The following is a 19,741-nucleotide window of genomic DNA, read 5'->3' as shown; positions in this document are numbered from 1 at the left end:
GAGAAGGGACCACGTCGATCGATGAAGATAACTTACCCGACTGAATATTTAAGTTTCTAATTTGTTCTAGTGATTGTGGAAGGTTTAACTATTGCAGTAATAGGAGCTGGTAAAATAGGTTCGGCCATAGTGAGGGCTATAAAGACAAAATATAGAAATGTTAATATTATAGCTACTGCAAGAAAAGATGAAACACTAAAGAGTTTAAGGGAGTTAAATATAGAAAGTACTAAAGATAACAACTACGCTGTGGCTAGATCAGACGTTATAATTCTAAGCGTTAAACCATATCATTTCCCCACTGTGTTAAGGCAAGTTAGTATCGAAGCTTGGAGAAATAAGGTAGTCATCTCAATAATGGCTGGAATCAAACTAGCTACCTTATCCAATTTACTTAATGGAGCAGAGGTTTTCAGAGCAATGCCGAACATTAATGCAATAGTAGGTAGATCCACTACTGCAATAGCTGAAAATAATGGAGAAAAAAAGGATTTAGTAGAAGAGATTTTTAAGGCGTTAGGTAACGTATATTGGTTACCAGAAGAATATCTCGATATTTGGACTGCATTAGTAGGAAGTGGGCCCGCATTTATAGCTGAGATAATAGATGCACTAAGTTTAGGTGCAGTTGCAAGTGGAATGTCAAGGGAAATCGCATATAGTGCGGTGTTGGATATGATTAGTGGTACAATAAGTATGCTTAAAGAGGGTAAGATAGATCATCCAATGTTATTGCGTGACCAAGTAACCACACCTGCAGGAACTACAATTAGAGGACTTATGATTATGGAGGCTAAAGGTGTGAAATCTGCTTTGATTGAAACAATTGAAGCTTCCTACAGAAGGGCAGTAGAAATAGGTAATGAAATAGATAGAAGTATTAGAAATAATAGTAAGTAATAGTGGGAAAAAGTAACATTTTAAAGGTGCCATGATTATATTTCGTGTACTAATATGGATAGAAGACTTGCAATTCTCATTTTAGGTATAACTAACCTTGTTGGTATATATGAATTACCATTATACGGACCTTTTTTAGCATTTTCTCTCTTTTCCTCTTCGTTATCTATACTTTATGATGCTCAGTTATCTTTAATAGCTCCCACAGTTGTCTTCACGTTACTGTTTGCTATTCATGTTACTAATATTCAATTACAGAAGTTGATGATTATATCCATTCTAATGATGATTTCAATACTTGGAAAGAATAGCAAATGGATTTATTCGATTTTACTCGCATTATCACCTGGGTTTATTATCACCAATTTTTATCTTCTAATTGTAGTCCTAGTTCTACTGATTCCCGTTTTAATAAAGATAAATGGTGAAGTGCGAGCTTTAATAGTATCTGGTATCGTGTATCTTCTCTATTCTAGTATAATATTTACACATAGCTCGCAACTAGCAGATCAAATTTCACAAATTTCATATTTTTATCTAATTTTTGGTGTTATTGGAGTTATAGTTGAAAACAAATGGATGCATATAAAAATGAGAAATAGTGCGAAGACTATACTTAAATATCTTGCTTTTGTACCCGCATCATTTCTTTCCATAATGTTCGGGTATCCTATAAACTCACCATTTATTTACTGGTCCAATCACTCACTATATTTTACGTATTTATATCTACCTTGGATCTACGGAATCGGTTATAACTCAAACCAACACTTAATTGCAAGTTGGGTCTTCGCGTATCTTTTATCGTTAGTAATAAGAAATCCGTTAATGACTGCGACAGTATTCCTTTGGATTTTCACATTTCTTTCTGGCGTTTTCTCATATATTGTGTTTAAAAGACTTAATTTGAAATACCCACTCCTCTTCTCGATAATATATCAGCTTAACATATTTGATCCCGTAATTTATCATTCAATTTCAATATTTGCTTATGCCTTTCTACCATTAACATTACTTTTTATTCACAATCGAAATAAGCTAGTTTACACAATCTTGACATTAGCTACAGCTTCCTCATTACCGATTTTTATATCTAGTTTAATATTGCCTATAATTTACAGAAAATATGAGTATTTATTATATGCCTTGGGTATTAACGCTTTCTGGATTATTCCATTTTTACTCTTAGATTTTAATCTAGACATGAACGGTATCTCTAATGTAGAGGTTATTTTTTCAATCCTCTTGATTTCTCTATCTGCAATAATATATCATTTGAAATTTAAAAATAATGAAGCAATTTATCTTCTTTTAATAGCTTTTATACTACTAGTGATGGGAATCAATACCGCACCACTAATTCTCTTAGGTACAGTAATGCTTTTCGGAAGCATAAGGGATACGAGTATACTTTATATGACATTATTGTCTAGCCTAATAATTTTAATAATAATTGGATTTTCATATGAGACAATTTTAAGTTATACAACAACTGAATATTACAATTTCGATCCACAAATGAATTTTCCCTCAGCGGGTTTTTATGGGTTTGGGATTATAAGTAATGTGAGCAATTTTAGCCTTTCTGTAAGTGGAATACCAACACCAGAAGTAAGCTACAACGTTAAATATTTTGTCATCAATGGTTTTACCGTAGTTGAAAACCCATTTTATTTTGGCTTTCCGATTCCAGCAATACCTAATTATACGCCACAGTTAAGTGTCTCATACGTTTACTCTAATTCTAGTTCTCTTAATATCATATACTCTCCCTTTAATAAGCCATTAGGTATTGAGGTATATTCTCCTTCTGTCTCAAGAATTGTAATAGTATTTAACACTAAGGTTGTAAACGTAAGTGGAATTAATGCGTTAATTAACAATAATAGTATAGAGATTGTTACAAACAAATCTTTAACATTACTTGGAGGCAAAATACTTGTAAATAATGAATCAATTTTTTCCTCCTATTACAAGCCATCAATAACTACGATTATTGGTATAGGCGAGATAACTGAGATTATACAATCTAATTATCCAATTTACTTACCGATAAATCAGAGCGTATTAATCAATGGAAAAAGTTTCAATCACTCTATAATTCTTCCTCCTGGAAAGTACACTGTAGTAATTTCCGATAAGAAAATTGAATATTCTGGTTATGCTTCCATATTTTTAACAATAATTTCTTTAATATTCTTAATTAGGAGGTTTAGAATATGACAAGCAAAGTAGTTTTGGCACTATTTTTCTTCTCAATTTTATCCTCCTTAGTCGTCTCTTCATATTCGATAGTTATACTATCACCAAAGATAGATAAGATCATATCATATCAACAAGTGACTAATAACAGTATTTGTAGTAACCCTAATTGGATTAATGGAACTGCGATAGTAGAGCGCAATATAACCTATGAGTCAATAATTGGGTCAACATATAGTTATGCCGTACAGTATGTGAATTTTGAAAACTTCACTAACTTTTCATATTCAGCTAGGTACTCTTATTTTTCAGGGTCCCTAGCGGGTCCTATAATATTAGGTGGAAACGTTAAATTAAATAAACCAGCTAATGAACAGCAGTACGTTCTGATATATTCTGTAGTTACTGGGCAATTACTAATTAAAACTCCAAATAGTAGTTTGAGGGTTATTATGAATAATCTACCAATAAGTGTTAATGGTCTCGTTTCTATTCAATTCTCTAACGTTGAGGGCAATTTAACGGTTGAGACAATTGAGTTGAATGGTAATGTTACGAGATTAATCTATATAACACCAATACCTTGGTCTAAAATAAAATATGTTGGTTGGTTACAAAATTATGGCTTTTCAACCTTGTATTATTTATCCTCACTGTATTCAGTTGTACAGACTATTCCAATGATAGCTGGGCAAACTTATATGGAGTCAAATGTTGTTAGTTCTCCAAATTGGAATCTAGGCGTAGCTAAAATTACAAGTTTAACTGACAATTATGAAGTAGTTAAGGGTTCGCAAGAAGGTAGTTACGTAGTTCAGTTCTATAATATTTCTCATTTAAATTACCTAATACTTTCGGTTAATTTTACATACTATAATGGGAGTAATGCAGGTGTAGAATTGTTAGGTAGTAATCTAAATCTCCATCTTCTTGATACTACTCAGAAAATTTACGGCCTTCTTTATGCAGTAAATAATGGATATTTATATATCAGATCCCCAATGAGTAACTGGCAGATTATTAACACAAGTCTACCAGTGATTAAAAGTGGATTACTAACTCTAGTATTTTTAAATGTGAGTAATAATGTGAGCCTATATGAAATCATAACCAATAACGCAATATACTATCTTAATATTACAACTAAAGTACCTTGGTCAAATATAACTTATATAGGCTGGAGAGTTGATAATGGTACCTCTAATATTTATTTTCTGCCTCAGAACTTTGTTGTAGGTGTGCAGGCTAATTTAGTATTTGAGTTCATAGGAAATAATGGAACAGCCATACCAAAACAAGAATTCTACATATACCTAGGCAGCAACATTTCAAATTTACAGTTTTACTACAAAGGTTATACTGACGCTAATGGGTTATATTCTATACCTTTACCGATTATATATTCTATGAATGGAGAATACGAATACGTTAGAATAGCATGGATTAATGCCTCAACTAATGTCACTTTAATAATACCACTAATAAGAGTACCTGGACAACTTTCTATACCTCTAAGTACTATTACAATAGGTGAAGAGAACCCTATTGACATCAGTATTAATTACATGGATTACTATATCCTGTTCTTATTCATCGTTCTCGCTGTTTTGCTAGCAGCGTATGTTTTTAGAGAAAGACGTTTCTGAAATAACCTAATTTTAGATATGCGTTCAAAATTTGATCAAATTTGTTGGCATACTCTATTGCTGGGCAATCTTCACAGATTTCCTCGGTATTTAATACTTCCCTGGAGTACCAGAATAAGATAGGGTGTGCAAATATCACCTTATTTCCAGTGTTACTTATCATAAATGGTATTGAATAATTAATATTAGTCTCCCTTTCTATTATATCCTTAGTTAATTTAGAGTAGTTACTCTTAGCTATATAGGAATTGAGTAGCTTCATCACTATATTGTCAAAGAATGTATAATCATCTATCTTCATTATGTATAATGAAGAGTAAATGTACTCATTGATTGTGAACAAGTTTTTCTCATGTAGCTCGCCTAAATTTAGGTCTCCTATTTGAATAATATCTCCCTTATCGTTTTTTATGAATAGCCCTACTCTTACATTATTTTTATCTATTGTATTTTTAGAGTTTAGTATTTCTATCTCTACTGGGCGAAATCCTCCTTTCATATTCACTGTAAATAGCCTAACTTTATGTTTGATTAGTTTCAAGTTCTTTTGCAGTAGTTCCGTAGTGAATTGGCTAAGTACTTCTAGATCATTATATAACGCGGTGAAGAACGATATATTTTCTCCATTGATATTAATAGTTGAAAATGGGTTAGATAGATAATGTGTATCAAGCTTAAACATCGAGAGAATCGTGTATATTGGTCTCATATCCTTGATTTTGTATGGGATAGTTTGGTTGTCACGCATCACTAATGGAGATGAAAGAGCTAATTCGAATACATCAATTATCCCCAATTCCATTAACAACGATAAGTACTTCTTATCACCTAAATGAAGTAAAGGTAAAATGTGTTTTTGTGGTAATTCAATTTTCTTATATTCTTCTATTGAGGGAAGTTTAGATTTTTCTTTTTTTATTATTTTTCTTTTATTCTCTTTTTTCTTATCTACTTCTGTCTTTTCTTCGATACAATTTTCGAAGGAGATCTTTTGTGATATTTTCAATTCTTCTATATTCTGTGAGAGTATGTCTCCAATTTCGTTTATTAAATCATATATTGCCTTATGAACCGTGGTCCTAGTATATTTTTTTGTAATTCTTTTAGCTATACCGTTAATACATATAATAGCTGTTAAGGTGTGAGAATTTTCCTTAACTAAAAGAATAGGTACACCTTTATCTGTTTCTAATGCCGTAGTTGTGCCTTCTACTCCACGCTCTGCTATATATTCAAGTAGTTGATAAGATTCCTCTTTCATTTTGCCTTTTTACTTATGATTAATCATATTTATACGCATTTGCTATAATTCCTTTATATGGAAACTGCCTTAAAGTTAGCTAGGAAAGGGAAAGTGTTAAGTGCCTTGATGTTCTTAAAACATTATGTTATAGAAAATCAAGAGAGATGGGAAAATTCCATTGAGGAATGTAGGGAACTTTTTGAGGTAATAATGAGTATGCCCTCACTTAATGATGAGAGTTGGAGAATTTTCGTACCAAGTATTACAATAGACGATTTTGAAGAACTTACGTTAAGGGTAAGTGAATGCATGCGATACTAGCTTACATCGATACTATAGTATTTAATATCGTAAGAAAGGTCGCCTACGAGAACTTTTGTGCAACATATGATATGAGGTCGTATTCTCCATCAAGGACAATAGCTATTACGGGTAATTTAAGAGTTATTATTAGCAAGAGTAATAAAAATGTGAATGTAATAATTAAGTGTGGAAAGATTAGGGATTCATTTCAAATTACTTTAAAACATAACAAGCTAATTTACGGGGAAAATGAAGTAGATGTAAGTTCATTTATTTATATGATTCCGTCGATAGAAAATAAATTATATAGTTCCATGTTAAAAATAAGTGATAGTTGCAATATTCAAGAAATATGTTATAGACAAAGTAAGGTAATTAAAGAAATATTAGTTGAAGGTTATAAGGTAGATATTTCTGAGGAGATAAAGCGAAACCTAGAACAGATCTTGACTTTATTCTATAGAAAAAATGTTAGTGTGGGCTGTAAAGCTAATTTGATATGTATTAGGAAGGCTATAGTATCGGGAAAGAAGGTTTATTTGCAATTAGCAGATCCGAGGAAACAAAACTACTGGTATCTTGAAATCAATGAATTAATTGATAAAATGCCAGATTATGCTCAAGAAATTTTAGCTATACTAAGGTTAATGAGAAAGACGTTATAACTTTCTGTAAAACCTCTCAAAAAAGTTTATATCGCCTAGCGACGAAACTAAAACCGATCTTACACCTATTTCACCTAGGAAATCTATGACCGAAGCGATCTCTTTCTCCATAAAGTAAGGTTGGTCCAAACTCTTTACTAATTCTTTATTCTTGTCAGTCATAACAATTAGGTATGGAATAGCTCTTTCAACAAGTCCAGGACCAAAATATTTAAGATCGTCTATACTCTTCATTCTAAGAACTAAGAAGAAGTCTGCTTTTGACTCCAGTCTGGCTCTGATTTCGTTTTCACTTCTTCTCAAACTTATCATCATTCCACTTTCTACCCCATACTCTTTAGCTATATTGACAGCATCCTCAGATGATAAATAGCCCACTTCCCTACCATATTTAGGCTTATCTCCTTTTGTAAATGCTATTTTAGTATTGAGAATCTTAGCAGTAATTGATAATGAACGAATAAATAACTCGTTTACGTCTAGCAGTCTCTGATTAATTATTATTGTTTTTTTATCTAGTAATAGAGAATATCTTATCAATGTAGCTATAAATAAAGGTACTGGTGATGGAATTCCTAATGGAGAGTCTGGAATATCGAAACCATCAAGAAAAGATAATATTTTTATTTCGTTGAGTAGTTTATCGATTTTTTTCTTTGGATGTAATTCTGCTAATATTTCCATTTGATGTGTTAATGCAAATTTTGAGCTATATTTTTTTCCCTCTTCTATATCATAATCTATTGTGAGCGAAGAAAAGAAAAGTAAGAGAATCTTAGTACATTATCCAGATGATACGCCGGCTGGTTATATAGAATACGCTAATGGGATTTCTGTTATCTATAATAATGAAGGAGAGCTTCTATTTAGGGTTAGGGGAAAATTTCCACCACCTCCCCATAAATCCTCTGACTATTCGTGGATAGACAAAGTATTAGAGAAGGGGTTACAAGATTCGAGAAAGAGATTTATACTTTATGTGGCTTCTAGGTATTTAGTTAATGTAAAAGGTGTTAGTGAGGAAGAAGCGATTAACTTGTTGAAAGAATTTTATTATAAATCTCAGTCTGGAAAAGTATATGAGTCTTGGCTGAAATCTGTAATAAGGGGAGTTAAGAATAAGGGACTATTACCATGGTCGTTAAAGAGAATTGAAGAAAGAGATAAGGAAATGTATAATGAAATTATGAAAGTATTAAAAGGTAATTGAAAGGATAATGACAAGAACTTTGTAAAGTAGAAAAGAGGAAACGCTCGGTTAAGTTATTTTTGGAAAAAATATATAAAACCACATATGCCATACACATACATATGGCAGATAGCTATTCTATAACTACGTGGTTATTAATACTCCTTCCACTATCAGTATTTTTAGTAATCACAATATGGGTAGTTAATTTATTATTTTTAGCTCCACAATGGAGACAAGCTATCCCAGCTGTTGTAGGATTTGCTATAGCATTTCTTGCGATAGGCGTCTTTATAAGAAGTAAATTTGGAAAGTTTGCCCTATAATTTTTTTAATCATTACTTAAGACTCTCGTCACCTTTCAGTCGCTGGCGAACAAATCATCTATGCTAAATATCTGCAGAAAGATTTAAATTTTATTAGGGTAACCCTAACATAGTGATAAAAATGATAGACCTAAACACCGTGCTAAATCCTCCAGAAGAATTGTCAGTATCGGAAATATTAGTTATTTCTTTAATTTTAGGTATGTTACACGGAGCGACACCAGATGAGCATACCTGGCCAATAACGTTTAGTTATGCAATAGGCAAATACAGTACGAAAGGAGGTATGAAAGCAGGGTTTTTATTCTCACTGGGTTTTACAATACAAAGAGCATTTCTAACTACGATAGGATTCATAGGCCTTGCATCGTTTTATGAAAGGTATAATTTAGATGGTCCAGTATATGCAATAGTTGGTATAGTCATGGCAATTGCAGGATCTTACATATTAAAGGGTAGATATTTGCACTTACCTATAGACGTTCTACTAAAGAGCAAGCATCACAGCGAGAAAACTAATGGAGTAGAACTACGTGATATTCCTTTAAAGATGACTATAGTTCATGGTCTAATTGCTGGCTTTGGATTTGGAGCATATGCAACCATAATTACGTTTGTATTAGCTCCAAAACTCCCCTCAATAGTATTCGCTCCATTGCCAGGCGCAATGTTTGGAATAGGGACAATGATAATGCAAATAATATTTGGTGCCATATTTGGTTCCATTATACGCACGAGGAGGTTAACTGAAGAGCAAGTTTCATACATTGCTAGAAAAACTGCCGGAAGAGTATTGTACTATGGAGGCCTAGTTTTTGTGATCGCAGGTCTGTTAATAATTGCATTTCCAGCTATTGATAACTTCGCTATATCTACTGGAAATCCAATACCAAATCTTGATGCTATAGATATCGGGTTCTTACTCGTTATAACAGTAGTTGGAATTATAGGCATCAGTAGTCTTATCTTAGGAATTAAAGAGGCAAATAGATTATCTAAGTCAAATTATAAGAACCTTGGGAAGTTATAACGTTTTTTAAACTAGAAAGTATTTTATGACTTATGAGTAGTGATTTCTTCAATTCCATAGCTACCAAATGGCAGAAAGAATGGGAAAAGAATAAGTTATTTGAAGCTAATATAGACTATTCTAAGCCTAAATTCTTCATAACGGTTCCATTTCCTTACACTAATAGCCCGATGCATGTAGGTCATGGTAGGACATACATAACTGCAGACATTTATGCCAGATATCTTAGAATGAAAGGCTATAACGTATTATTCCCATTTGCTTTTCAATTCACTGGGACTCCAGTTTTAGCCATAGCGGATTCTATAAAAAAAGAAGATAAGGACATGATTGATTTCTTTAAAAATGTATATGGAATCTCTGAGGAAAAAATAAAGGAACTAGGTGATCCCTATAAGCTTGCTGAATACTTTAAGGAAGAAATGATTAATACGGCTAAAAGTATAGGAATGAGCATTGATTGGAGGAGATCGTTTACAACTATTGATAGTCGATTTGAAAAATTTATACATTGGCAGTTAGAGAAACTGAAAGAACTAGGTTATTTAACCTCTGAGGAGGACGTGGTAGGATACTGTCCTAATGATAATTTCCCCGTTGGAATGCATGACACACGAGGTGATATAGAACCAGAAATTAGTACAATGCATCTAATATCTTTTGATGGTGCAAATTCATTAAATTTTATGGTAGCGACTTCAAGACCAGAACTCGTATTTGGAGTTGTAATGTTAATTATTAATCCAGATGCTAACTATGTTGTTGTTGAACATAAGGGGAAGAACTTCATAATATCTGAAAGAGCCTATAAGAAATTGTCATATCAGAAGGAAATGAAATTTGTGAAAAATATTACAATATCCGAAATAGTAAATTTACACGCAGTTAATCCAGTAACTGGAAGAAAACTAGAAATCATTAAGAGCAAGTACGTTGATCCATCTATAGGTACTGGAGTAGTAATGGGCTATCCTGCTCATGATCCCTTCCATTACCTTGCAATGATTGAAGCAGGAAAACAATTTGATGTAATACCAGTTATTAAGACAGAAGAGCTGGACGAGATTCCGGGAGAAAGCGCAGTTTTACAAAGCAAAAATCCTGCAGCGTTGAAAGATTTTATGGAAAGTATATACAAAACTGAATACTATAAGGGATATATGAGAGAAAATATAATTTCTATAGTTCCAGATTTCTTAAAACAATTTGTAAGAGAAAATATTGTTGGTAAGCCAGTTCAGGAGGCTAGGAAGAACGTTATTGAGTTATTGAAGTCTTTAGACGCTTATGACATCATTTACGAGATAACAAATGGACCAATTTATTGCAGGTGTGGAGCAGAAATTGTGGTTAAAAAAATTCAAAATCAATGGTTTATAACTTATGACAACCCTAGATGGAAAACGTCAACGTTGAAATCTATGAGTAATATTGATTTAATTCCTAAGCAAATTAAAAGTGAATTAGAGAAAGTAATATTTAACATTAGGAAGGAGGCGATAGGAAGAACTAGAGGTCTTGGAGTCAGATTACCTTGGGATGAATCACAAGTTGTGGAAAGTTTAAGTGATTCTACGCTATATACAGTATTATATACAATAATTCACAAAATGAATTTCACTCCAGAGAAAGATGTATTTGACTTCATATTCTTAGGTAAGGGGCATCAAATAGAATTAGAGAAAAAATATGGTTCAATTATAAGGCAATTAAGAGATGAATTTCTATATTGGTATCCAGTTGACCAACGTCATAGTGGAAGAGATCTGGTCCAGAACCATTTACCGTTTTATATTTACACTCATCTAGCAATCCTAGGTGAAAAATATCTGCCTAAAAGAATTGTGATTAATGGTTTTGTAAGAGTAGGGGGTAGAAAGATGAGCAAGAGCCTTAGAAATATATACCCACTATCTAAAGCAATTAAGGAATTTGGTGTAGATCCAATAAGAATAGCTTTAACTTCAAGTGTAGATATCCTACAAGACCTAGATTTTAGTGAAAATATAGTTAAAACTTATGCTGAACAGCTAAAGAGAATTTTTGATTTAATCGAGAACTTATTAAGTCTCAATAGTGAGGTAAAAGAGTTAAGAACAGCTGACAAATGGCTATTGTCAAAAGTCAGAGAACTTATTGCACAAGTTAATGATAGTATCACAATCTTTGATTTCAGGAATGGAGTTAATCTGCTTTTGTACCAAATGTATTATACACTAAGAGATTATTTTGATTTAGTTGAAGTTCCCAATCAGAATGTTATAAGAAAAGTGATGGAAACGTGGATAAGGGGATTAGCGCCATTCGCTCCCCATATTTCAGAAGAACTTTGGCATAAGGTGTCAAACACTTTCGTGTCACTTGAGAGGTATCCAGAAGCTAATGAACTAGAGTATTATCCAGAAGCTATATTTGAGGTAGACTATCTTAACACAATTATAGGGAGTGTAAAGGAATTAGAAGATTACATACAAAAGAAAGCAGAAAAAGTAATATTATATATCAGTGATAATGATAATGCGAAACAATTAGTCAAAAAAGCAATCGTAGCACTAAATGATGGAGTTTCAATGAGGGACTTTGTTATTGAAAATAAGGATAAGATTAGTGAAAAAATTTACGTTGTAGTTTCAAAATTAAACAAGAATATAAGAGATTATTTATTAAATAATGAAGTAGATGAGGAGCAAATAGTAATAAGGAACATGAATTACCTTTTGAAGAAGTTAGGTGTTTCTGAGATAGTAATATATGATGCAGATGATCCTATGGCACCAGATATAAAAGGCAAAAAGTCACAAGCAATACCTTTAAGTCCTGCGATTGCAATACTATAACATGAGACATTTTATAATAGACTGTGATACTGCAGAAGATGACATATTAAGTTTGTATCTTCTTTTAAAAAATAATATTGACGTAGTTGGAGTAACTATTGTAGAAGGAAATATACCTTTTGAACAAGAAGTAAAGAACGCATTATGGGCATTGGAGCAAATTAATCGTGATATTCCGGTATATCCGGGATCTAAGAGACCGCTAATTAAGAACTTTATGACAGTGGAAAAAGTTCATGGAAAAGGCGGGATAGGTGATATATTAGTAGAACCCAAGAGGTTCAATGCCCAAGGAAAGCACGCTTCATTAGCCATAATAGATTTAGCAGAGAAATATAAAGGAGAGTTAGAATTTCTTGCAATATCACCTTTAACTAATTTAGCACTCGCCTATTTGTTGGATAACTCAATAGTAAGGAAAATAAAAAGAGTTTGGATAATGGGTGGCTCAATTTTCAGCATAGGAAATATTACACCAGTAGCTGAGTTTAATATATGGGTTGACCCAGATGCGGCTAAGATAGTATTTGATGCTGGTTTCAATATTACCTTAGTACCCTGGGATGTTATAATTAATTACCCAGTAACCGATGAAGAATGGAACTTGATTAAGAATATGAGGACCAAAATGAGCGAGCTTTACATCATGATGTATTCACATTATCGACAATACTCATCAAATATACAGAAGATCAATGGCCATCCACATCCAGACGCCATAACTACTGCAATAGCAATTGATGAGAGAATTGCAACAAGGAAGGAGAAGAGATTTGTAGCGATTGATAATACTGATGGAATTACAAGAGGCATGACATTAGTTGATAGGTTTGATGCAGATACTAGGTGGTCGGATAAGCCAAATGCTGAAGTAGTATATGAAATAGATAAAAAGAAATTTATGGAAAAAATAATTGACTTGTTAAATTGGTTTTAACTTTTTAGAACTTGAATCTTCACAACTCCTTCATTTTCGTCATAAATTACTTTTACTAAATCTCCTTCTTTGATTTGGAACTTTTGCCTAACCTTTGCAGGTATTGTTACTTGATAGTTACGAGAAACCTTTACAACTTCTTCAACTGGCATAAAAATGTATTAGTAAAAAAGGGTTTAAATATTTTATCAAAGACTAAGAAAAGACAATCCTTGTAACTACCATGAAGTATTAAAATAAAATTGATTAATTATACAGTTAAGCCAAAAACTATCTACGTTATTTGCCCTTTATACTATACAATATAATTTGAATTAAAATACAATCTAACTCGCAAACTTCTTTTATACTGTTTATTCATTTCATAAACAAATATAGCGCGGAAATATGTATTTTATTGAAGTCAGCCAGATTGCCAGAGATCAATAGTGTACTACATCTATTCACTTCCTAACCTTAAAAATATCGCAATAAAAGTCATTTTTCTTACCATGTGAGGATCCACTAAACTCTAACTCAAAAACTTTAAATTACCTTTCATAACAGATATCATACTAGTGCCGCGGTAGTATAGCCCGGTCAAGTGCAGGTTACGCCGAAAGTATGCGGGCCTTTCGAGCCCGTGACCCGGGTTCAAATCCCGGCCGCGGCACTTATTTTATATTAAATTGAAAGAGACTTACATTCTCTCTATAAAGGCGTAAATGGAACAGTAAGTCTTATTTTTGGAACAGTGTCACTTTATTAAAAGTAGAGTGGTCTAGTATGCTCATAGTATTGTAGTGTAGTTGAGATTTTCACATATATCAATTCTCTTTATTAAGATAAAATGGAAATCAATATATTAAAATGATCTAGAAATAGTTTATACCCATTTACGACACTAGAAACACACTCATAGTTATTTAGAATTGATTACATTATTATGATAATAAATAAGTTATTAAAGATAAAAGATTTAATTATTTGAGGCATATAGACTCTAGAATAGTTATTTTTCTATAAATCTATCATTACATTTATTTTTAAAATCTTTAGGATCAGAAATTATATAAAAAGTGACTATTATGATTTCATCACCGCTTTCCGCTATTACGTTAAAATATATATCTTGAATTTCGAAGCAGAAGCTCTCTCTACTTTTATTTTCACAGCTTGTCGCACAAACGTTAGTAACATAGTCCATTAAGTTAGCATCATAACATTGCAAACACGAATATTCGTTAGGATTATGACAAACGTAATTTAAAATATCGCAAAATTTCATAAAGGGAACGTTTCTATTTTCTAAAAGGGGTTTTATCTCTTCATAAAGTCTCTTCTCCAAAAGTCTTCTCTTCTTTTCACTGATCACAAATCCGCAATCTATTTCGCAATCGTCAAGACTGTCCATGAAATGTTCACACACGGATTACCTAATTGGTCCCTTAAATCTGTATATATGTTAAGGTTTGTGATTTTACCTTTAATTAGGTACTCCCTCTCATTCTCATTGAGATATATCTCAGTTCCTCCTTCATCCAAAATTTTCTGTTCTTCTATTTTTTCAGGAGTATGAGAGGAAATCTTAATAGGGGAACATAATTCACCGTATTTAGGTTTATCAGTATCTATTGCAATAACTGGATTAATTATGGGAGAAATACTCTTGTAATCAGATGTTACAAAAACAGCAATAGGAATAAAAAATATTTGAATAATCAAGTTCTCTTCTTTGGTTTTTATTGAAATTTTAGTAGGGTTTATCTTTTTAACTTCGTATTTTGCTCTAATTATCTGAAGCATCGTCCGTACCCTTATATTCAATGTCTATACTTACAATGTTTCCTTTTCTATCACGAAAGATCATCACAAAAGCTTCGTGGGAATCAACTTTATATGGAGGATTATTTGATAGCTTTATAATTATTCCATACTCATTATCCTCCACTATTTTTACAAGATAATTAAATGATTGATAAGGGGAATTAGAATTATCCGACGTGTAAATTCCAATTAATTCATTCATCATATATTGTTATTCTCGTTTAATCTAAAAAGCTTTGTTTCTGCACTGACTTCTCTCCACCCTAAACGGTATTCCCAAAAATCACCCCCTTGATAATAAATTAAGATAAATAAAAAGCCTTTCCATAATTTTAATTAGTTCTGATACAAAGTCATCTTGTATCTCGCCTATGAAAAGCAAAACGAGAAGAAGCTTGAAATCCCTTTTATTAACCTCATCCTTAAAGAACAAAGAGTACAAAAACATAGCCAAAACAAAGACAAACAAGTGAAAAACCCAACTCCTAGAACAAGTAAAAACAAGAAAACCCTTAATCTCTCTATAAGAAGTCTCAATGGGATTCCTAATCCCATCATACAACCTCAAAACCTCATGTTTAGGCAAATCAAGATTAGTACCCCTAGCAACATACTCAACACGACACTTACCCTTCCTCGTAACCTCACGACCATGAACAATCAACCTAAAACTAACTTAACCACTCACCCTACCACTTCTAGTAGTATAAGTACCATCATACTCATCATAAATCTTAACATCACCAACTGGAACAGAAATAATGTACTTGAACTGCGAGAGGAACCTTATTACTTCAACGCTGTAAAAGCCTGCGTCAAGTGCTATTATACCAATTTTGAATCCTAGTGATGTGACTTGTTTAACTAGCGTTTTCACAATCTCATCTTTTCTCATTCCATTTGTGTATGGTGTGAACGCTAGGATGACTATTTTGTCGTTGTTGCTGTTGCGTAGTTCCATTGATATCCCTTTTCCCCACTTCCTATTCCCTCTACTTTCTCTCCCCATTCCCGTCCAGTCTATGCTTATGTCTACTACTTCTACTCCTTTTAGTAGTTCTTTTGCTATTTCTTGTATTTTGTGTAGTAGTTTGTCTGTTATTTGTATTCCTTGTTCCTCTATGTAATTTCTCATGGTTTGTGGGGATATGTTGTAGTTTTTTTGATTTGTTTTCTATTGAGTCTCGTCATAGGCAAGCTGATATTAGTGTTTTTGTTGCTCGTGGCTACGTCTGAAACCATTAAAACGTGAAGATGTATGCTCTATTCTATGTGAAACTTATAAGACAATAAAAAGGTGATCTGAATATTTGCGAATCCTCTCTTTTCCCAGTAAAATTTTCCGAAACTTCAGAGCATGAATGGCTCTTCATGAATCAAGATTCGCTTTCCTCATCATCTAAAAACTTATTAAGAAATTCGTCTACATATGGCTTTTCTCCAAATATTACAAGATCATCTATGTTTTCATCGTAATACTTTTTTATCTTATTTATCAGATTTGTAATGTTATAAATATCAAAATCCAGAACCTCTCCACCTTGAAGTTTGTCATCCTCATAAACTGTTATCACCATGTTTTTGTACACTGAAAATCTGAATGCAGAAACAACCTTTCCGTCCTCTACCTTCTTATATACCATTATTAGCATTAGTGGCTCGGTAATCCCATGCCTAGTGTATTCAGCATGCTTAATCATGATAATAGTTAAAAACAAAAAGGAATTATATCATTTTTCTTTTCCATCACTGTTTACTCTGTATGTATTTTTCGTAAAATAAGACGGCTTTCTTCAAATTTGAAGCCTCATCCTCATAATTTGCTAATTCTACATAAGCTCTCGCTAAAAATAAATAATCCTCTATTTTTTCTGCAGTTTTTATAGCCTCTTTAAGGAAATATATTAGGTTAGTTCTTCTGTAAATATCGTAAAGAATCTCTAGTTTATCTTTACTATCTTCTATATTCTTTAATCTATCTAGGATCTCAGTGAAAATAGATTGATCACTACGTGATAATTTATATAGTGGTTTCAATTGATTTTTATAATCACCTATTTTTGCATAGAGTCTGATGGCTTCTTTCAAATCCTCCTCATTATCTGAAATAGATAAAATATCCGCCAATAGTCTTTCATTTCCTAACATTGTTGCAATCTTTTTTGCTTTTTCTAAAAAATATTTATCATTATTGTGTTTAGCTAATACAGCGTAAGCTACTGCTAAATCTTCTGATGGCATGTCAAGACTTTCTAATATTTCCTTAGCTTCATTTACATAGGTAATGTTAGATTCTCCTAATTTTAGACAGACTTTAGCCAATAGCTTCCTACTCAATGTATTTATCTCTCCTTTAGAAGTTAAGGTGAGACTTTTTAGAATGTTATATGCATTTTTTAACTCGCCTTTTCCGAAATACGCTAATGCAAGATTATACAAAATGATGTCCTTATCGTCAGTTGAAAGTTTATGGCTATCAAGTAATTCATTAAAGATTGAAATAGCCTTATTATACTCCTTCTTCTCGATGTAGATCAATCCTAAAATATTAAGTGTTGAGGAGTTCTTTTCACCAATCTCATCTATTAAACCTAGAGCCTTATCTAAAAATTCCGGATTCTTGTATCTCTTATATAGATTATAATACTCTTGGATGAGTATGTTGTACAAAATTAGCCTTTTTTGTTTGTTTTTCTCCTTCCTAACTTGTTCCTCTAATTTTACTATTCTTTCCATTTTTATAAAGTAAGCAAAGGAGAGATAAAATTCTTGTTAGATAACACGGTTTATTCATACCGTGAATTAGTAGAACAACTCCTTAGTTAACTATATATAAGTTATGCTACTAATGAAAATAAATTTTCTGAAATCATAAATGTTAATATTAAATCATATAGAAATAGAAATAATTAATTAATACCTAGATTAAATCTTATATTCTTATTCCTATGAGTTCATGATACGAACTAGTTAGTTTGTTAGAAACGTTAGTAATAATCACCTTAGATTTGTACTATCTAACTAGCTAAATTGTTTAGGTCTGAACGTTCAATCCCATCCTCTTTCTAAAAACGTAAGATTAAGGAAATTGAAAGAAAATGCCGCCGCGGGGATTTGAACCCCGGACAACCGGATTTCCCAGATTTTTGCGTATGAGTCCGGCGCTCTAACCAGGCTGAGCTACGGCGGCACTGTTATAAGATTCTTATCATTTGCCTAAAAAGCTTTTCTTAACTTATGACAGAGTTATAGTGAAGACACCATAATACTTTGAAGGACCTTCAATGGAGATAGATAAGTTGTAATTCGTTAGTGGCGTTACTAGATAAAACGTAACTGGGTTTTTACTATTAATCAAAACTGGGAATGAGTGAGTGTAGTTTAAGAACTTAAGGGTAATGTTGTATTTACCTGGTGTAAGATAATTATTACCAAAGGGTAATATTTCAAACCTCGTTAGAAGGGCGGTTTCACCATTAGTATAATTATACTGAAAATATATTAAACTGAACGAATAGTTGAAATTCGCAGTTGGAGTGAAGCTTCCAACGGCATTTATTGCAGGAAATTGGTTATTGCCTATTCCACTTAGTATTGCAAAACTTTTCGAGACATTTGGAGAGTAAATCATTTCCACATTACCTAGCTGTTTCGAATATCCATATAAACCATGTATGACAATAACAAATTTTATTATCTCAGGGATAAGCGAGGTTGAAGTGAAATAAAGATAAATTATTGTTCTGCTCGTTGAGTGAGAATTTACACTTAAAGTTGTGCCATTTGCTATTATTGTATATGGTGGTTTACCAACGGGGTAATAATACATTACTGCTGTTATGTTTAAAGCCTGTGTAAAAGGCGCGTTATTTGTAGCTTCAACTGATAATGCTATTATATTATTTATATTATTTCCATTAGGATACACTCTCCAAAATAATGGATTTACTGAAATATTTACATCGATATTTTCTAGATAGAATATCGTTGCCAAACCGCCGATTAGAATTATACTTATTATTATCAAAATGGTTCCAATGCCAATACTTTTTGCCATCACGTGTACTACTTATTAGCTGATTATAACGTTAATCCCAAGGTTTATGGCAATAGATACACTTATTATTCTCATCTAATGATAATGCAGTGGGGGCATAAGAAAGAGAGATGTCAGAACAGGAGGTCTTACAAAAAAATAAATCCCCCGAAGATGGCAACGATAGGATAATAGGGAAGCATGTATTTGGAAACCTATATGATATAGACCCGCAAAAGTTAACTAACAAAGAATTCTTAGAAAAATTAGTGCTAGAGGCAGTAAATATAGCGCATATGAAGCTCGTAGAAATTAAGGCATGGTCATTTGGTGGTAAAAAAGGTGGGGTTTCGGTTATAGCCTTAGTTGAAGAAAGTCATATTGCGCTTCACACATGGAATGAGTACAATTATGCGACGCTTGACGTTTATACATGTGGTGAAGATAGTGATCCACAGTCCGCGTTTGCTCATATTGTCAATGCCCTCAATCCCAAGCGTTACCAGATGTTTTATGCGGATAGAAGTTCACAATAACTTTCCCTTTTTTTATTTCAATTCATTTTTAAACTCAATAGACAGATGTCGATTACTATTATAGTCAAAAATCGAAAACCTTAAA

General features: G+C 32.5%; 22 protein-coding genes and 2 tRNA genes. 12 read left to right on the top strand and 12 right to left on the bottom strand.

Annotated features, from left to right (window positions below; genetic code table 11):
* The first annotated feature begins 75 nt into the window (after nucleotides 1-75).
* From proC to V6M85_RS12540, 3 genes are read left to right on the top strand one after another with little or no spacing between them, the layout of a single operon-like run.
* On the top strand, nucleotides 76-900 hold the full coding sequence (proC, locus tag V6M85_RS12550) for a pyrroline-5-carboxylate reductase (RefSeq protein WP_338600736.1): 825 nt from the start codon (nucleotides 76-78) through the stop codon (nucleotides 898-900).
* A 54-nt stretch (nucleotides 901-954) separates the two neighbouring features.
* Complete coding sequence (locus V6M85_RS12545; RefSeq protein ID WP_338600734.1) at nucleotides 955-3,123, top strand: hypothetical protein; 2,169 nt, start codon at nucleotides 955-957, stop codon at nucleotides 3,121-3,123.
* Nucleotides 3,120-4,748, top strand: a complete 1,629-nt coding sequence (locus V6M85_RS12540) for a hypothetical protein (protein ID WP_338600731.1) — start codon at nucleotides 3,120-3,122, stop codon at nucleotides 4,746-4,748. The genes V6M85_RS12545 and V6M85_RS12540 overlap by 4 nt, the downstream gene beginning before the upstream one ends.
* Here V6M85_RS12540 and V6M85_RS12535 read toward each other — a convergent pair.
* Nucleotides 4,729-6,009, bottom strand: coding sequence for a hypothetical protein (locus V6M85_RS12535; protein ID WP_338600729.1), 1,281 nt, complete (start codon nucleotides 6,007-6,009; stop codon nucleotides 4,729-4,731). The two genes, V6M85_RS12540 and V6M85_RS12535, sit on opposite strands and share 20 nt — an antisense overlap.
* A gap of 57 nt (nucleotides 6,010-6,066) precedes the next feature.
* Between V6M85_RS12535 and V6M85_RS12530 the strand changes: the two genes are divergently transcribed.
* Nucleotides 6,067-6,312, top strand: a complete 246-nt coding sequence (locus V6M85_RS12530; RefSeq protein WP_338600727.1) for a hypothetical protein — start codon at nucleotides 6,067-6,069, stop codon at nucleotides 6,310-6,312.
* Nucleotides 6,297-6,959 carry a hypothetical protein gene (locus V6M85_RS12525; protein ID WP_338600724.1) on the top strand — a complete coding sequence of 221 codons (663 nt, stop codon included), beginning with the start codon at nucleotides 6,297-6,299 and terminating at the stop codon, nucleotides 6,957-6,959. The genes V6M85_RS12530 and V6M85_RS12525 overlap by 16 nt, the downstream gene beginning before the upstream one ends.
* Here V6M85_RS12525 and V6M85_RS12520 read toward each other — a convergent pair.
* Nucleotides 6,954-7,643 carry a hypothetical protein gene (locus tag V6M85_RS12520; protein WP_338600721.1) on the bottom strand — a complete coding sequence of 230 codons (690 nt, stop codon included), beginning with the start codon at nucleotides 7,641-7,643 and terminating at the stop codon, nucleotides 6,954-6,956. The two genes, V6M85_RS12525 and V6M85_RS12520, sit on opposite strands and share 6 nt — an antisense overlap.
* Before the next feature lie 61 nt (nucleotides 7,644-7,704).
* On the opposite strand from V6M85_RS12520, the gene priX reads away from it, so the two are divergent.
* The 5 genes from priX to V6M85_RS12495 all read left to right on the top strand — a co-directional run bounded on the left by priX (nucleotide 7,705) and on the right by V6M85_RS12495 (nucleotide 13,278).
* Nucleotides 7,705-8,169: a DNA primase noncatalytic subunit PriX gene (priX, locus tag V6M85_RS12515; RefSeq protein WP_338600719.1), complete on the top strand. Its 465-nt coding sequence runs from the start codon at nucleotides 7,705-7,707 to the stop codon at nucleotides 8,167-8,169.
* A 101-nt stretch (nucleotides 8,170-8,270) separates the two neighbouring features.
* Nucleotides 8,271-8,474, top strand: a complete 204-nt coding sequence (locus V6M85_RS12510; protein ID WP_338600716.1) for a hypothetical protein — start codon at nucleotides 8,271-8,273, stop codon at nucleotides 8,472-8,474.
* Between the two features lie 121 nt (nucleotides 8,475-8,595).
* Nucleotides 8,596-9,504, top strand: a complete 909-nt coding sequence (locus V6M85_RS12505) for a hypothetical protein (RefSeq protein ID WP_338604803.1) — start codon at nucleotides 8,596-8,598, stop codon at nucleotides 9,502-9,504.
* A gap of 32 nt (nucleotides 9,505-9,536) precedes the next feature.
* On the top strand, nucleotides 9,537-12,341 hold the full coding sequence (gene leuS / locus V6M85_RS12500) for a leucine--tRNA ligase (RefSeq protein ID WP_338600713.1): 2,805 nt from the start codon (nucleotides 9,537-9,539) through the stop codon (nucleotides 12,339-12,341).
* A gap of 1 nt (nucleotide 12,342) precedes the next feature.
* Nucleotides 12,343-13,278, top strand: a complete 936-nt coding sequence (locus V6M85_RS12495) for a nucleoside hydrolase (protein ID WP_338600711.1) — start codon at nucleotides 12,343-12,345, stop codon at nucleotides 13,276-13,278.
* Here the strand turns inward: V6M85_RS12495 and V6M85_RS12490 are convergent.
* Nucleotides 13,275-13,430: an AbrB/MazE/SpoVT family DNA-binding domain-containing protein gene (locus tag V6M85_RS12490; protein WP_338600708.1), complete on the bottom strand. Its 156-nt coding sequence runs from the start codon at nucleotides 13,428-13,430 to the stop codon at nucleotides 13,275-13,277. The two genes, V6M85_RS12495 and V6M85_RS12490, sit on opposite strands and share 4 nt — an antisense overlap.
* Before the next feature lie 407 nt (nucleotides 13,431-13,837).
* On the opposite strand from V6M85_RS12490, the gene V6M85_RS12485 reads away from it, so the two are divergent.
* Nucleotides 13,838-13,930: transfer RNA gene (locus V6M85_RS12485), tRNA-Glu, on the top strand.
* A gap of 339 nt (nucleotides 13,931-14,269) precedes the next feature.
* On the opposite strand, the gene V6M85_RS12480 is transcribed toward V6M85_RS12485, so the two are convergent.
* The 9 genes from V6M85_RS12480 to V6M85_RS12440 all read right to left on the bottom strand — a co-directional run bounded on the left by V6M85_RS12480 (nucleotide 14,270) and on the right by V6M85_RS12440 (nucleotide 19,141).
* Complete coding sequence (locus V6M85_RS12480) at nucleotides 14,270-14,671, bottom strand: hypothetical protein (protein ID WP_338600705.1); 402 nt, start codon at nucleotides 14,669-14,671, stop codon at nucleotides 14,270-14,272.
* The gene (locus V6M85_RS12475) at nucleotides 14,644-15,063 is read right to left on the bottom strand and encodes a hypothetical protein (RefSeq protein WP_338600702.1); all 420 of its coding nucleotides are present in this window, start codon (nucleotides 15,061-15,063) and stop codon (nucleotides 14,644-14,646) included. The genes V6M85_RS12480 and V6M85_RS12475 overlap by 28 nt, the downstream gene beginning before the upstream one ends.
* A complete protein-coding gene (locus V6M85_RS12470) occupies nucleotides 15,047-15,289 on the bottom strand; it encodes a hypothetical protein (protein ID WP_338600700.1) in 243 nt (80 codons plus the stop codon). The genes V6M85_RS12475 and V6M85_RS12470 overlap by 17 nt, the downstream gene beginning before the upstream one ends.
* Nucleotides 15,290-15,367: 78 nt before the next feature.
* Nucleotides 15,368-15,748, bottom strand: a complete 381-nt coding sequence (locus V6M85_RS12465; protein ID WP_338600698.1) for a hypothetical protein — start codon at nucleotides 15,746-15,748, stop codon at nucleotides 15,368-15,370.
* Nucleotides 15,749-15,760: 12 nt separating this feature from the next.
* Nucleotides 15,761-16,219 carry a hypothetical protein gene (locus V6M85_RS12460; RefSeq protein WP_338600695.1) on the bottom strand — a complete coding sequence of 153 codons (459 nt, stop codon included), beginning with the start codon at nucleotides 16,217-16,219 and terminating at the stop codon, nucleotides 15,761-15,763.
* A gap of 241 nt (nucleotides 16,220-16,460) precedes the next feature.
* Nucleotides 16,461-16,784, bottom strand: a complete 324-nt coding sequence (locus V6M85_RS12455) for a hypothetical protein (protein WP_338600692.1) — start codon at nucleotides 16,782-16,784, stop codon at nucleotides 16,461-16,463.
* Between the two features lie 46 nt (nucleotides 16,785-16,830).
* A complete protein-coding gene (locus tag V6M85_RS12450) occupies nucleotides 16,831-17,820 on the bottom strand; it encodes a tetratricopeptide repeat protein (protein WP_338600690.1) in 990 nt (329 codons plus the stop codon).
* A gap of 363 nt (nucleotides 17,821-18,183) precedes the next feature.
* Nucleotides 18,184-18,274, bottom strand: a tRNA-Met gene (locus tag V6M85_RS12445).
* Nucleotides 18,275-18,319: 45 nt separating this feature from the next.
* Nucleotides 18,320-19,141, bottom strand: a complete 822-nt coding sequence (locus V6M85_RS12440; protein WP_338600687.1) for a hypothetical protein — start codon at nucleotides 19,139-19,141, stop codon at nucleotides 18,320-18,322.
* 110 nt (nucleotides 19,142-19,251) lie between these two features.
* On the opposite strand from V6M85_RS12440, the gene speD reads away from it, so the two are divergent.
* Complete coding sequence (speD, locus tag V6M85_RS12435) at nucleotides 19,252-19,656, top strand: adenosylmethionine decarboxylase (RefSeq protein WP_338600685.1); 405 nt, start codon at nucleotides 19,252-19,254, stop codon at nucleotides 19,654-19,656.
* Nucleotides 19,657-19,741 lie beyond the last annotated feature (85 nt).

Source organism: Sulfolobus tengchongensis (assembly GCF_036967215.1).
Classification (GTDB): domain Archaea; phylum Thermoproteota; class Thermoprotei_A; order Sulfolobales; family Sulfolobaceae; genus Saccharolobus; species Saccharolobus tengchongensis_A.
Note: the sequence above shows the minus strand (reverse complement) of the source record. Positions and strands in the feature narration are given on the sequence as shown.